The organism is Streptomyces sp. AC512_CC834, from assembly GCF_019049325.1.
Lineage (GTDB): Bacteria > Actinomycetota > Actinomycetes > Streptomycetales > Streptomycetaceae > Streptomyces.
This window is the reverse complement of record NZ_JAGMUO010000044.1, coordinates 105558-119691: the sequence shown is the minus strand read 5'-3', so window position 1 is coordinate 119691 and position 14134 is coordinate 105558. Positions and strand designations below refer to the sequence as shown.

Here is a 14134-nt window from a genome sequence, read left to right as displayed (position 1 = left end):
GTTCAGAGGGGCGGGACATGCGAAACCTCCGGGGACGGAAGGGTGGGGGGTCGGTGTGGGTCAGTGGGGGGCGGTGGAGTCAGTGGGGGCAGTGGGGGGTCAGGGGCGCCGGCCACCGCCGCGGGCGGCCGTGCGGCTGCGCGTGCGGGCCTGGAGGAAGACCTCCACCGCCCGCCGGGAAGAACCCGCTCCCGGGGCCCGGCAGGCCCAGGGCAGCGGCGTCCAGTAGGGGCCGAGCGCGTCGAACACCCGGGCCGCCTCCTGGAACCGGAGCGCGCCCCACAGGGCGTGGGCCAGGTGGTTCATGTCCAGCAGGGACCGCTCGTCGTCCTGGGCGAGCGTGAACCAGGAGTGGAACGCCTGCCGCGCCTCACGGGTGGCGTCCTCGGCCACCCAGTGCAGGTCGAGGGCGGCCTCCCGCCCGCCCGAGCGGCGGTAGCGCTCGACCCGCACGTACAGCGGCAGCACGTGCAGCGCCGAGCCCGGCGGGGCCGACCCCGCCGCCCACTGCGCGAACCCCGCCGCCCGGGCGAGGCGTTCGGAGCCGCCGCGCGGATACAGGAACTGCAGCATGCGGTGATACGCCTCGCGGTTGTCCGGGTCCCGCTTGCCGGCCTCGGCGAGCAGCCCCCACGGCCCCGGCGGCAGCATCGGCTCCGGCGGCGGCATCCGGTGCTCCTGCCAGCGCTGCCCCTCGTCCAGCCGGGCCAGCGCCAGCAGGCACACCCACGGCACCGGGTCGTGGGGCGCCGTCCGGGACGCCGCGTCGCAGGCGTGCCAGGCCTGCAGCCACAGTTCGCGCGTGCGGGGGTGGTCCTCGCGGTGCGCCCGCAGCGCGCGCTCCACGACGACCCTTGCGTGCATCACCGCGGCCGCCACGCTGCGCGGCTCCTCCGCGAGCCACGCCCGCACCACGTCCGTACCGGCCGCCGACGCGGCGAGCACCTGGGTGCGCCGCGTCCACTGCGCCCAGGAACCGGTCTGCTCCAGCAGGATGCGCATCGACATCCAGCGCCCGGCGCGCAGTTCCTGCAAGGCGGAGCGGAGCGCGGTGTCGTGACCGGCGGGATCGTAGGCGGGCTGGGCTCCGTCTCTGGCCATCAGACGCCCGCTGTGGGGAGCGGAACGGGCTGGACGGCAGGGTGGAGTGACAACAGCCCTCCCCTGGGGCGGCGGTGGTGCGACGGTCGTGCGGTCGGCGCACACTATAGAGGCGGAGGTTCCGCCTCTGTTCTGTTTCGGCACGAGAGCGCACATCCTCTGCCACCAGGGGGAACTGACTGGCAGTCAGTCACTATTGACGCCGTGTGCCCACGAGGGCAGGCTGGCGCGCAGTGATCGCCGAGACGGTCGGCGCGGGAACGAGGGAACGGGGAGGCGCGCGCGATGACGGACTCGGTGCTCGCCGTCGACCAGGGCACCTCCGGCACCAAGGCCCTGGTGATCTGCCCCGAACGCGGCGTCGTCGGCACCGGTTTCGCCGAGGTCCGCCCGCGCTTCCTGCCAGGAGGCCTGGTGGAGGTGGATCCGCGAGAGCTGTACGCCTCGGTGGTCGACGCCGGCCGCCGGGCGCTCGCCGACGCCGACGAGCCGGTGGCCGCGCTGGGCCTGGCCAACCAGGGCGAGACGGTACTCGCCTGGGACCCGGACACCGGCCGGCCGCTCACCGACGCGCTGGTCTGGCAGGACCGCCGCGCCGAGCCCCTCTGCCGTGAACTCGACGGGCAAGCGGACGAGTTGCGGCACCTGACGGGCCTGCCACTCGACCCGTATTTCGCCGCGCCGAAAATGGCCTGGATACGACGGCACCTCACCCCCGGCGGCCATGTCACGACCTCCGACACCTGGCTGGTCCACCGGCTCACCGGCGCCCACGTCACGGACGCCGCGACCGCCTCCCGCACCCAGCTCCTCGACCTCGACCGCGCCGAGTGGTCACCCCGCGCACGGGAGCTGTACGGCCTGTCCGGCGAACGGCTCCCGGACGTCGTCGACAACGCCGTCCACGTCGGCACGACAAAGGCGTTCGGCCCCGAACTCCCGCTCACCGGCCTCGCCGTCGACCAGCAGGCCGCCCTGCTCGCCCAGCGCATCACCGAACCCGGCACCGCCAAGTGCACCTACGGCACCGGCGCGTTCCTCCTCGCCCACACCGGCGACACCCCACGGCGGGGCACCTCGGGTCTGGCCGCCTGCGTCGCCTGGCGGCTCGGCGGACGCACCGACTACTGCCTGGACGGCCAGGTGTACACGGCCGCCTCCGCCGTACGCTGGCTCACCGACCTCGGCGTCATCGGGGGCGCCGCCGACCTCGACCCCGTGGGCGCCACGGTGCCGGACACCGGCGGCGTCACCTTCGTACCGTCGCTGGCCGGCCTCGCCGCCCCCTGGTGGCGCGGCGACCTGCGCGGCTCGCTCACCGGTCTCGGCCTGGACACCACCCCCGGGCACCTGGTGCGCGCCCTGTGCGAGGGCCTCGCCGCCCAGGTCGCCGAACTCGCCGACGCCACGGCCGCCGACCTCGGCACCCCACTGACGGTACTGCGCGTCGACGGCGGTCTGACCCGCTCCGCGCTCCTCATGCAGACCCAGGCCGACCTGCTGCAACGCCCCGTCGAGGTGTCCGCCCTGCCGGACGCCACCGCGCTCGGCGTCGGCGCCCTCGCCCGGCTCGGCGCGAATCCCGCCCTCCCCTTCGCCGAGGCACTCCCCGCCGCCGGACCCGTCACCGTGTACGAGCCCCGCATCACCGCCGACGAGGCCACCGACCGCCGCACCCGCTTCCGCACGGCGGTCACCGTACTGCTCGCCGGGGCGCCGGCGTGAGGGGCGGGCGGCAGCCCGGCGGGAGAGAAGCCTCCGGGCGGCGCCGCGGTACGGCCCTCCCCGTGGGCGGCCTCGAGTGGCCGGTGACTCCCGGCGCCGAGTGCTGCGTCGGCCGGGCGTATGGGGCACACCGGCACGCCCGCGTCGCGGGGCGAGTCCCCGGAGGTCGCGCTCGTCGCCGGGCGAGGGGAATCCACCGCGCCCCGACCGCCGCCCCGTCTTCCGAACGGAGCCCCGCATGACGGTCACCGCGTCGGGACCGCTGCCCTCCCGCCCGTACGACGTGGCGGTGGTCGGCGCGGGGGTCGTCGGGTGTGCGATCGCCCGTCGGCTCGCGCACCACCCCGCTCTGCGCGTCGCCCTCGTCGAGGCGCAGGACGACGTCGGGCAGGGCACCTCCAAGGCCAACACCGCCATCCTGCACACCGGGTTCGACGCCGTACCCGGATCACTGGAGGCCCGGCTCGTCCGGGAGGGCGCGCGGGAACTCGCCGCGTACGCCGCCGAGTCCGGCATCCCCGTCGAACGCGTCGGCGCACTGCTCGTCGCCTGGGACGAGGAGCAGCTCGCGACCCTGCCCCGCCTCGCCGAGAAGGCCGGGCGCAACGAGTACCACGACACCCGCGTCCTCGGCCCCGCCGACCTCTACGCCCGCGAACCCCACCTCGGCCCCGGCGCCCTCGGCGCCCTGCACGTACCCGGCGAGAGCATCATCTGCCCGTGGACGACGACCCTGGCGTACGCCACCCAGGCGGTCCTGAGCGGCGTCGACCTGCACCTCGACTCGCCCGTCACGCACGCCGGTCACGCGGACGGCGTGCACAGGCTCAACACCCCGCGCGGCCCGCTGTACGCCCGCCGGCTCGTCAACGCCGCCGGACTGCACGCCGACACCCTCGACCGGAGTCTCGGCCACGACGACTTCACCGTCACCCCGCGCCGGGGCCAGCTCGTCGTCCACGACAAGTTCGCCCGCGCCCTCGTCCGCCACATCCTCCTGCCCGTCCCCACCGCCCTCGGCAAGGGCGTCCTGGTCGCCCCCACCGTCCACGGCAACGTCCTGCTGGGCCCCACCGCCGAGGACCTCGACGACAAACGCGCCACGGACTCCACCGCCGAGGGACTGCGCGCCCTACGCGAACAGGGCCGCCGTATCCTCCCCGCACTGCTCGAGGAGGAGGTCACGGCCGTCTACGCGGGCCTGCGCGCCGCCACCGGGCACGACGACTACCGGATCGCCGCCCACCCCGACCAGGGTTACGTCACCGTCGGCGGCATCCGCTCCACCGGCCTCACCGCCTCCCTCGCCATCGCCGCGCACGTCACCGCCCTGCTCGCCGGCACCGGCCTCGACCTCGGCCCGCACCGCCCGCCCGCGCCGGTCCGCATGCCCAGCCTCGGCGAGGCCTTCCCCCGCCCCCACCAGCGGCCGGGCCTCGTCGCCGCCGACCCGGAGTACGGCACCCTGGTCTGCCACTGCGAACGCGTCTCCCGCGGTGAGATCCGCGACGCCCTCGCAGGCCCGATCCCGCCCCGCTCCCTCGACGGACTGCGCCGCCGCACCCGGGTCCGGTCGGGCCGCTGCCAGGGCTTCTACTGCGGGGCCGCGGTGCGGGAGTTGTTCGAGGAGGATCAGAAATGATGCGCCGTCAGATCGACGTGCTGGTGGTGGGGGCGGGCCCCGCCGGACTCGCGGCCGCCTCCCTGCTCGCGGCGACCGGCGCACGCGTCGAGGTGCTGGAGCGGGAGCAGCGCGCCGGGGGAGTGCCCAGGCACTGCGCGCACCGGGGCTTCGGCGACCGGCCGCGCACGCTGACCGGACCGGCCTACGCGCGTCTGCTCGCCGACGCGGCCCGCTGGGCGGGAGCGGACGTGCGGACCGGCGTCACCGCCCTCGACTGGGCGGGCCCGCGCACCCTCACCACCGTCGGACCACAGGGCGCCGAGACCCTCGCCGCCCGCGCGGTCGTCCTGGCCACCGGCGCCCGCGAACGCCCCCGCGCCGCCCGCCTCGTCCCCGGCACCCGCCCCGCCGGCGTGTACACCACCGGCGAACTCCAGCAGGCGGTCCACCTGTACGGGCAGCACATCGGCACCCGCGCGGTGATCGTCGGCGCCGAGGACGTCTCGCACGCCGCCGCCGACACCGTACGGGCCGCCGGAGCCGCGGTCGTCGCCCTGGTCACGGAGTTGCCCCGGGCCCCCGCCCACCTCGCACGCACCCTGGACGCGCGCCTGCGCCATCGCACCCCGCTCCTCACCGGCACCACGGTCACCGAACTCCTCGGCCACGGACGCCTGTCGGGCGTGCGGGTGCGCCACCGCGACGGCCGTACGGCGACGCTGCCCTGCGACACCGTCGTGTTCACCGGCGACTTCGTCCCCGACCACGAACTCGCCCGGCGCGGCGGACTGACCCTGGACCCCGCCACCCGCGGCCCCGCCGTGGACGGTGCCCTGCGCACCTCACGGCCCGGCGTCTTCGCGGTCGGCAGCGTGCTGCACGCCGTCGAGAGCGCGGCGACGGCGGCCCGCGAGGGCGCCCACGCCGCGACCGCCGTACGCGACTGGCTCGCCGGGACCACCGGGACCGCCGGGACCACCGAGAACAGCGGGAACACCGGGAACACCGGACGCGGCGCTGAGGGGGACGCCGACTGGCCCAGCGGTGTCCCCCTGATCGCCGCCCCGCCCCTGCTCCGCGTCACCCCGAACCGCGTCACCCCGAACCGCGTCACCCCGGCCGACCGCCTCCCGTACATCCTGCGCACGGCGATCCCGCTGACCCGCCCGGTCCTGTACGTCACCCAGGACGGCCGCCCGCTGCACCGCGAGCGGTTCCTCCTCACCACGGCCCTCCCGCACCGCCCGCTGACGCTGACGGCCCGCTGGGCGCACCGGGTCGACCCCGGGGGCGGTCCGGTGCGCGTCACCGTCGCCTGAACGCATCCCCCGGGTGAGCCGCCCTCAGATCACCCGCATCCGCACCAGCGCGGCCAGCGTCAGCGCCCCCGGCAGCAGCGGCAGCCAGACCGTCAGGAGCCTGAACGCCAGCACCACCGCCGTGGCCACGGCAGCCGGGCCGCCCGCCGCCACCAGCGCCACGACCAGCGCCGCCTCGACCGACCCGATGCCGCCCGGCGTGGGCACCAGCGCCACCGCGACCGTCGCCGCCAGATAGGCCACCGCCACGTGCGCGGCCGGCACCGGCAGCCCCAGCGACCGCCCCACCAGCACCAGCGCCGAGGCCTGCAACGCGGGGAACGCCAGCGCGCCGCCCCACAGCGCCAGCGCGCGAGCCGGGCGGGTGTGCACCGACCGGGCCTCGCCCAGCGCCGTCCGCAGGAAGCCGGCCACCGCCCCGCGCAGCCGCGGCAGCAGCGCAAGGACCACCGCCGCCACGACCGGGACCGCGCCCGCGACGAACACCAGGGGCCCCACGGCCCCCTCGGGCAGCAGCGTGCCGAGCCGCAGCGCGTCGGGGAACGCGATCAGCAGGGCGCCCAGCAGGGCGAGCCGGCCGACGCTCTCCGCCAGCAGATACAGGGCGAGGGCGGCCGAGGACCGGGCGAGCGGCAGCCCGCACACCGTCATGAACCGTAGGTTGACCGCGCTCGCGCCAAGACCCGTCGGCAGCAGGTGGTTGGCCGCGCCCGCCGCGAACTGCGTGGCCAGCAGCCGCCGCCGGGGCAACCGCTCCACCACCGCGCCCTGCCGGGTGCAGGCGGCGGCGACCCAGGTCAGACAGGTCGCGCCGGCCGCGGCCAGCAGCCAGGGCCAGCGGGCCGTGCCGAGCTGGCCGAAGCCCTCGGCGAGTACCGACCGGTGCCGCACCGCGACCACGGTCACCAGGAGCAGCGGAAGCACACAAAGGATCCGGCGGACCGGGACGCGGTGCAGGAGTGGCTTCTCGGGGAGTCGTACCGCTGTCGTCACACCACAAGACAGTCCCCGAGTCGCGCCAACTACGGATGGCCGACGCGCGGACACGGGCTTACGGACCGCGGGCGGCGCCTCCTTGACCTCAAGGTTGGTCGAGGTTCTACGGTCACTCGCATGAGTATGGAGAGCACGGCGTGGACGCAGCTTTACAGCGTCATGAACGCCAAACAGGAGCGCCGCCCCCTCGCCCGCGCCACGCTGCGCCGCATCGGCGCGTTCGCCCGCCCGCACCGCCGCCGCATCGCCCGTTTCGTGCTGCTCGGGATGGTGACCGCACTGCTCGCCGTCGCCACCCCCGTCCTGGCCGGACGGGTCGTCGACGCGATCGTGTCGCAGGGCGAGGAGGGCACGGTCGTGCGTCTCGCCCTGCTGATCGCGCTCATCGCGGTCGCCGAGGCGGTGCTCGGCATCCTCTCCCGCAGGCTCTCGGCGGCGCTCGGGGAGGGACTCATCCTCGATCTGCGGACGGCCGTGTTCGATCATGTGCAGCGCATGCCGGTCGCGTTCTTCACACGTACTCGTACGGGCGCGCTGGTCTCCCGTCTCAACAACGACGTCATCGGCGCCCAGCGCGCCTTCAGCAACACCCTGTCCGGCGTGGTCAGCAACCTGGTCACGCTGCTGCTCACCCTCGCCGTCATGCTCACCCTGTCCTGGCAGATCACCCTGCTCGCGCTGGCGCTGCTCCCGGTCTTCGTGCTCCCGGCCCGCCGCATGGGCCGCCGCATGGCCGGAATGCAGCGCGAGGCCGCCGCGCTGAACGCGTCGATGGGCACCCGTATGACCGAGCGCTTCTCGGCGCCCGGCGCCACCCTGATCAAGCTGTTCGGCCGTCCGGAGGAGGAGTCCGCCGAGTTCGCCGACCGCGCCCGCCGCGTCGCGGACATCGGCGTGCGCACCGCCACCGCCCAGGCCGCCTTCATCACCGCGCTCACCCTGGTCTCCGCGCTCGCTCTGGCCCTGGTCTACGGCCTCGGCGGCTTCTTCGCCCTGCGCGGCACCCTGGACCCGGGCGCCGTCGTGGCGCTGGCCCTGCTGCTGACCCGCATGTACGCGCCCCTCACCGCGCTCGCCGGGGCCCGGGTGGAGGTCATGAGCGCCCTCGTCAGCTTCGAGCGGGTCTTCGAGGTGCTGGACCTGACCCCGCTCATCGACGAGAAGCCCGACGCCCGCCCCGTCCCCGACGGCCCGGCCGCAGTCGAGTTCGACGACGTCCGCTTCGGCTACCCGTCCGCCGACAAGGTCTCCCTGGCCTCCCTCGAAGAGGTCGCCTCCCTGGACACCCGCGGCGGCGAAGAGGTCCTGCACGGCCTCTCCTTCCGCGCCGAACCCGGCCAGACCGTCGCGCTCGTCGGTTCCTCCGGCGCCGGCAAGTCCACCATCGCCCAGTTGCTGCCGCGCCTGTACGACACCGACGGCGGCACCGTACGCGTCGGCGGCGTCGACGTCCGCGACCTGAGCGCCCGGTCGCTGCGCGACACCGTCGGCATGGTCACCCAGGACGGCCACCTCTTCCACGACACGGTCCGCGCCAACCTGCTGCTGGCCCGGCCCGACACCACCGAGGAAGACCTGTGGGACGCGCTGCGCCGCGCCCGCCTCGCCGACCTCGTACGGTCCCTGCCCGACGGACTCGACACCGTGGTCGGCGAGCGCGGCTACCGGCTCTCCGGCGGCGAACGCCAGCGCATGACCATCGCCCGGCTGCTCCTTGCCCGCCAGCGCGTCGTCATCCTCGACGAGGCCACGGCCCACCTCGACAACACCTCCGAGGCGGCTGTCCAGGAGGCCCTCGCCGAGGCCCTCGAGGACCGGACGGCCGTGGTGATCGCGCACCGGCTGTCCACGATCCGGGCGGCCGACCAGATCCTGGTGGTCGAGGCGGGCCGCATCGCGGAACGCGGCACCCACGAGGAACTCCTCGCCGCCGACGGCCGCTACGCCCAACTGCACCGCACCCAGTTCGCACGCCCGGCCATGGACAAGGCCGCGTAACCCGGCGGCGCAGGCACGCGCAGGCGGACACGCGCCGGCAGGCCGCGCGCAGACTGCTACGGCGGGCCGGACACCCCGGCCCGCACCGGCAGGTCCTGCTCGGCCCAGACGACCTTGCCCTCGGGCGTGCGGCACGAGCCCCAGCGCCGGCACAGCATGTTGATCAACTGGAGACCGCGCCCGCTCTCGTCGCTCACGTCCGCGTGCTGGATCTGCGGCAGGTCGGGACCGGAGTCGGAGACCTCCACCGACAGCCGCTCGTCCCGCAGCAGCCGCAGCTCACCGGGGGCGTTCCCGTACCGCAGGGCGTTGCCGACCAGCTCGCTGACCACCAGCTCCGTCGTGTCGACCAGCTCCTCCAGACCCCACCGCACCAACTGCTCGCGCACCGCCGTACGGGCCTGCCCGGCGGCCTTGCCGTCCGGCGGCAGCGTACGCACGTACACGTCGTGGCCGGGACCGAGCGACCGGGCGCGGGCGGCCAGGACGATCGCGTCGTCCGACCGGTCGCCGCCGACCCGTTCGGCGACCGTTCGGCACTCGGTGCCGTCCTCGGGAACGCCTTCGCCGACCGCCTCGCGCAGCCGCTCCAGTTGGGTGGCGAGGTCGGCCGTACGGGACCTGATCAGCCCGTCCGTGTACAGCATCAGCCGGCTCCGCTCGGGCACCGCCCGCTCGACCGAGTCGTACGGGATCACCCCGGTCCCCAGTGGCGCCCCGGCGGGCACCTCCAGGAAGGAGACGGCACCGTCGGGCCCGGTCAGCAGCGGCGGCGGGTGACCGGCGCTGGCGATGCGGAAGGTGCGGCCGTACGGGTCGTAGACCGCGCACAGGCACGTGGCCACCTGGTCCTCCTCCAGGTCGCGGGCGGCCAGGTCGAGGCGGGCCAGCAGCCGCTCGGGCGCGATGTCGAGCGCCATCAGGGTCCGCGCGACCGTGCGCAGCCGCCCCATGGTCGCGGCGGCGGCCAGACCGCGCCCCATCACGTCGCCCACCATCAGCGCCGTACGGCCGCTCGGCAGCTCGACCACGTCGAACCAGTCGCCGCCCACGGCCGCCGGATCCGCGGCCGGGTCGTAGCACGAGGTCACGTCGAGGCCGGGAGTGCTCGGGCTGGACCGGGGGAGCAGCGCCCGCTGCAGGGTGACGACGTGCTCGCGCTCGCGCCCGTACAGCCGGGCGTTGTCGATGTACACGGCAGCCTTGGACGCCAGCTCCATGGCCAGTGCCACGTCGGTCCGGTTGAACGGCGCCCGGTGGCCGGCCCGGACGAAGTCGGCGAGCCCCAGCAGCACCCCGCGGGCGATCAGCGGCACCGCCAGGTAGGAGTGGACGCCCGCCCGGCGCATGATGTCCGACGACTCGCGCGAGGGGGCGATCACGGCGAAGTCCGCCCGCGTCATCCGGGGCACCAGTACCGGTCGGCGGGAGGTGAGACACCGTTGCCCCAGCCGGTCGGCGGTGTGCACCGACAACTCGCCGACGGGATCGGGCGCGAGGTTCAGGCCCTCGACCTCCGACACCGCCATGGCCCTGAGCCGCGGGGCGTCCCCGCCCAGGACCCGGTCGCCCTCCTGGAACCGCAGCACCGAGTCCAGCAGGTCCACCGCGGAGCCGTCGGCCAGCTCCGGCACGGTGAAGTCGGCCAGCTCCTCCGCCGTCCGCCGTACGTCGAGCGTGGTGCCGATGCTCAGGTCCGCCGCGTTCAGCCAGGCCAGGCGGCGTCGCGCGCCCAGTGCCTCCGTCATCGACCGCAGTGCGCCCCGCGCCGCGCGGTGCCCGCTCACGAGGGGATTCGGGGGGCGGCGCAGCCCGCCGAGCCACGGTCGTTCCCGCACGCGTCGCCTCCTCCCACGGCCTCCTGCCCTGATTCTGCCTTGCCACGCGACGACCGGCGACGGCGGCACCCCACCCAACGAACGCACCAACCGGCCCACCGCACCGCCACCGCACCTGGGTGCCGCGCCGGGCCACCGTGTCGGCCCACCGCGCCGGGGTGCGGCGCCGGGGGTGCCGCGCCGGCCCATCGTGCCGTGGCCACCGCACCGGCGGTCCACCGGCCGGCCACCGCACCGGCGGCCCATCGGCAGGCCACTGCACCTGGGTGCGGCGTAGGCCCACCGTGCCGGGGCGCCACACCGAGGCGTCGATCGGCAGGGCTCAGGTGCGCAGCCACGCTGCCGTGTCGCGTGGCAGTCGGCCGTCGCCGTCCAGGGGGCCGCTGACGAGCAGGACGGCGTTGTGCGCGGGCAGCCCGGCCGGCCCGGGCGGCCGGCCCACCGCGCTGGGGCGGAGTGCAGGGCTACCGCGCCGGGGTGCCGCGTCGGCCCATCGTGCCGTGGCCACCGCACCGGCGGCCCACCGGCCAGCCCACCGGCCGGGTCACCGTGCCGGGGTGCCGCGCCAGGCCACCGGCCGGGGTGCCACACCGAGGGGTCGATCGGCAGGGCTCAGGTGCGCAGCCACGCTGCCGTGTCGCGTGGCAGTCGGCCGTCGCTGTCCAGGGGGCCGCTGACGAGCAGGACGGCGTTGTGCGCGGGCAGCCCGGCCGGCCCGGGCGGCCGGCCCACCGCGCTGGGGCGGAGTGCAGGGCTACCGCGCCGGGGTGCCGCGTCGGCCCATCGTGCCGTGGCCACCGCACCGGCGGCCCACCGGCCAGCCCACCGGCCGGGTCACCGTGCCGGGGTGCCGCGCCAGGCCACCGTGCCGGGGTGCCGCACCGAGGCGTCGATGGGCAGGGCTCAGATGCGCAGCCACGCTGCCGTGTCGCGTGGCAGTCGGCCGTCGCCGTCCAGGGGGCCGCTGACGAGCAGGACGGCGCTGTGCTCGGGCAGGCCGGCCGGCCCGGTGGACAGGTTGACGACGCACATCAGGCCGTCCCCGCGCCGGAACGCGAGGACACCGGCCGGCGTGGGCAGCCAGTCGAGGGGGCCGTCGCCGAAACCCCCGGTGGAGCGCCGCAGGCGCAGCCCCTCGCGGTACAGCGAGAGCATCGACTCGGGGTCCGCGCCCTGCCGGTCCGCCGCGTACGCCGACCAGCCCGCCGGCTGCGGCAGCCACGGGTCGGTCTCGGAGCCGAACCCGCAGTACGGGGCGTCGGCGGCCCACGGCAGAGGGACGCGGCAGCCGTCCCGGCCCGGATCGACACCCCCGGAGCGGAAGTGCATCGGGTCCTGGATCCGCTCACGCGGGATGTCCGCCTCGGGCAGGCCGAGTTCCTCCCCCTGGTACAGGTAGACCGACCCCGGCAGGGCCAGCGTCAGCAGTGCGGCCGCCCTCGCGCGCCGGGTGCCCAGGGCCAGGTCGGTCGGCGTGCCGAAGGCCTTCTTCGCGAAGTCGAAGCCGGTGTCCTCGCGGCCGTACCGGGTCACCGTGCGGGTCACGTCGTGATTGCAGAGCACCCAGGTGGCCGGGGCGCCCACGGGCGCGTGCTCGGCCAGGGTGTCGTCGATGGTGCGGCGCAGCCGGTCCGCCTCCCACGGGCAGGACAGGAAGTTGAAGTTGAAGGCCGTGTGCAGTTCGTCGGGCCGCAGGTAGCGGGCGAACCGCTCGGCGTCGGGCAGCCACACCTCACCCACGAACACACCCCCGTACGCGTCGGCGACGGCCCGCCAGGAACGGTAGACGTCGTGCAGTTCGTCCTGGTCGATGTACGGGTGCGGGTCGACGCCCTCCTCGAAGTCCGCGAGCGCGGGGTCCTTCGCGAGCAGGGCGGCGGAGTCGATGCGTACGCCCGCCACCCCCCGTTCGAACCAGAAGCGCAGCACGTCCTCGTGCTCTTGGCGCACCTCGGGGTGGGCCCAGTTGAGGTCGGGCTGCTCCGGGGTGAACAGGTGGAGGTACCACTCCCCGTCCGGGACCCGGGTCCAGGTGCGGCCGGAGAACTGTGAGGGCCAGTTGTTGGGCGGGAGTTCGCCGTTCTCCCCGCGGCCGGGGCGGAAGTGGAAGCGCTCCCGCTCCGCGCTGCCCGGACCGGCCTCCAGCGCTGCCCGGAACCAGGCGTGCTGGTCGGAGACATGGTTGGGGACGATGTCGACGATGCTGCGGATGCCCAGCTCCCGCGCCTCGGCGATCAGCTTCTCCGCCTCGCCCAGGGTGCCGAAGGCAGGGTCGATCGTGCGGTAGTCGGCGACGTCGTAACCGCCGTCGACGAGCGGCGAGACGTACCAGGGGGTGAACCAGACGGCGTCCACGCCGAGTTCGGCGAGATGGGGCAGTCTCGCCCGGACGCCCGCGAGGTCACCGGTGCCGTCGCCGTCGCCGTCGGCGAAACTGCGGGGATACACCTGGTAGATGACGGCGTCGCGCCACCAGTCTTCGGTCCGGTGCGAGTTGGGGGCTGCCACGTGACGGTCCTTTCGGGCAGGGTGGATCTTCGCCGCCGGCCCGGACAGAGCGGGGCGTCGGACAGGCCGGCGGCGAAGGTTGACGGGACGATGAGCCGGAGGTGGGGGAGGGAGGTGGGCCGGTAGCGCCTCGGCCCTTTCGGGCCCCTCAGCCCTTGAGCCCTCCGGCGGTGAGTCCGCTCATGATGTTGCGCTGGAAGATCAGGAAGATGACGAGGGTGGGCAGCGAGGCCATGGTGAGCGCGGCGATCAGCACGTTCATGGGCACCCCGTTGGACAGGGAGTAGATCCCGACGTTCAGGGTCTGCTTGGCCGGGTCGGGCAGGGTCAGCATGGGCCAGAGGAAGTCCTTCCAGACGCCCACGATCGCGAAGATGGACACCACGCCGAGGATCGGCCGCGAGATCGGCAGGACGATCGACCACAGGGTGCGCATCGGCGACGCGCCGTCCATCGAGGCGGCGTCGAGCAGTTCCCTGGGGATCGAGTCGAAGAACCGCTTCAGCAGGAAGATGTTGAAGGCGTTGGTCACCGAGGGGAGCCAGATCGCCCACGGAGTGTTCAGCAGGTTGCGTTCGAAGATCGGCACATCGAGCACCGTCAGGTACTGCGGCACCACCAGCACGGTCGCCGGGATCATCAGCGTCGCCAGCATCAGACCGAGGATGGCCTTGCCGAAGATCGGCCGGAGCTTGGACAGGGAGTACGCCGCCGCCACGTCGAACACGAGCTGGAAGGCGAGCGCGCCGAACGCGTAGAACAGGGTGTTCCCCAGCAGGCCCGCCAGATCCATGACGTTCCACGCCTCGGAGTAGTTCTCCGGCCGGAAGGACTCGGGGACCAGCGTCGGCGGTGTCTGCACGACCTCCTGGGTGTTCTTGAAGCCACTGGAGACCATCCAGTACATCGGACCGATGAACACCACGGTGAAGAGCGCGACGACGAGACCGAAGACCACCCAGTACAGCAACTTGCCACGAGGGCGAGCGAGTTGGGCCGGTGAGATGAGTGTGCGTGTGGACATC

Annotated in this window: 9 protein-coding genes; 4 read left to right on the top strand and 5 right to left on the bottom strand. The window is 74.6% G+C overall.

Features of this window, described 5'->3' with window-relative positions; all coding sequences use genetic code 11:
* Window positions 1-99: 99 nt before the first annotated feature.
* Window positions 100-1101, bottom strand: coding sequence for a hypothetical protein (locus KUM40_RS17925; protein ID WP_217167000.1), 1002 nt, complete (start codon window positions 1099-1101; stop codon window positions 100-102).
* A 285-nt stretch (window positions 1102-1386) separates the two neighbouring features.
* Here KUM40_RS17925 and KUM40_RS17920 point away from each other — a divergent pair, with 285 nt between their 5' ends.
* The 3 genes from KUM40_RS17920 to KUM40_RS17910 all read left to right on the top strand — a co-directional run bounded on the left by KUM40_RS17920 (window position 1387) and on the right by KUM40_RS17910 (window position 5769).
* A complete protein-coding gene (locus tag KUM40_RS17920) occupies window positions 1387-2826 on the top strand; it encodes an FGGY family carbohydrate kinase (RefSeq protein ID WP_217166999.1) in 1440 nt (479 codons plus the stop codon).
* A gap of 238 nt (window positions 2827-3064) precedes the next feature.
* The gene (locus tag KUM40_RS17915; RefSeq protein WP_217166998.1) at window positions 3065-4468 is read left to right on the top strand and encodes an NAD(P)/FAD-dependent oxidoreductase; all 1404 of its coding nucleotides are present in this window, start codon (window positions 3065-3067) and stop codon (window positions 4466-4468) included.
* The gene (locus tag KUM40_RS17910; RefSeq protein WP_217166997.1) at window positions 4465-5769 is read left to right on the top strand and encodes an NAD(P)/FAD-dependent oxidoreductase; all 1305 of its coding nucleotides are present in this window, start codon (window positions 4465-4467) and stop codon (window positions 5767-5769) included. Before KUM40_RS17915 ends, KUM40_RS17910 begins: the two co-directional genes overlap by 4 nt.
* Window positions 5770-5793: 24 nt before the next feature.
* Here the strand turns inward: KUM40_RS17910 and KUM40_RS17905 are convergent, their stop codons facing one another.
* Window positions 5794-6693, bottom strand: a complete 900-nt coding sequence (locus KUM40_RS17905; RefSeq protein ID WP_217166996.1) for a lysylphosphatidylglycerol synthase domain-containing protein — start codon at window positions 6691-6693, stop codon at window positions 5794-5796.
* A 195-nt stretch (window positions 6694-6888) separates the two neighbouring features.
* On the opposite strand from KUM40_RS17905, the gene KUM40_RS17900 reads away from it, so the two are divergent.
* A complete protein-coding gene (locus KUM40_RS17900) occupies window positions 6889-8763 on the top strand; it encodes an ABC transporter ATP-binding protein (RefSeq protein WP_217167003.1) in 1875 nt (624 codons plus the stop codon).
* 56 nt (window positions 8764-8819) lie between these two features.
* On the opposite strand, the gene KUM40_RS17895 is transcribed toward KUM40_RS17900, so the two are convergent.
* From KUM40_RS17895 to KUM40_RS17885, 3 genes are all read right to left on the bottom strand, one after another.
* Complete coding sequence (locus KUM40_RS17895; RefSeq protein ID WP_217166995.1) at window positions 8820-10601, bottom strand: SpoIIE family protein phosphatase; 1782 nt, start codon at window positions 10599-10601, stop codon at window positions 8820-8822.
* 903 nt (window positions 10602-11504) lie between these two features.
* Complete coding sequence (locus tag KUM40_RS17890) at window positions 11505-13109, bottom strand: glycoside hydrolase family 13 protein (protein WP_217166994.1); 1605 nt, start codon at window positions 13107-13109, stop codon at window positions 11505-11507.
* 148 nt (window positions 13110-13257) lie between these two features.
* Entirely contained in the window at window positions 13258-14133 is an 876-nt protein-coding gene (locus KUM40_RS17885; protein WP_217166993.1) for a carbohydrate ABC transporter permease, read from the bottom strand.
* Between the last annotated feature and the right edge of the window lies 1 nt (window position 14134).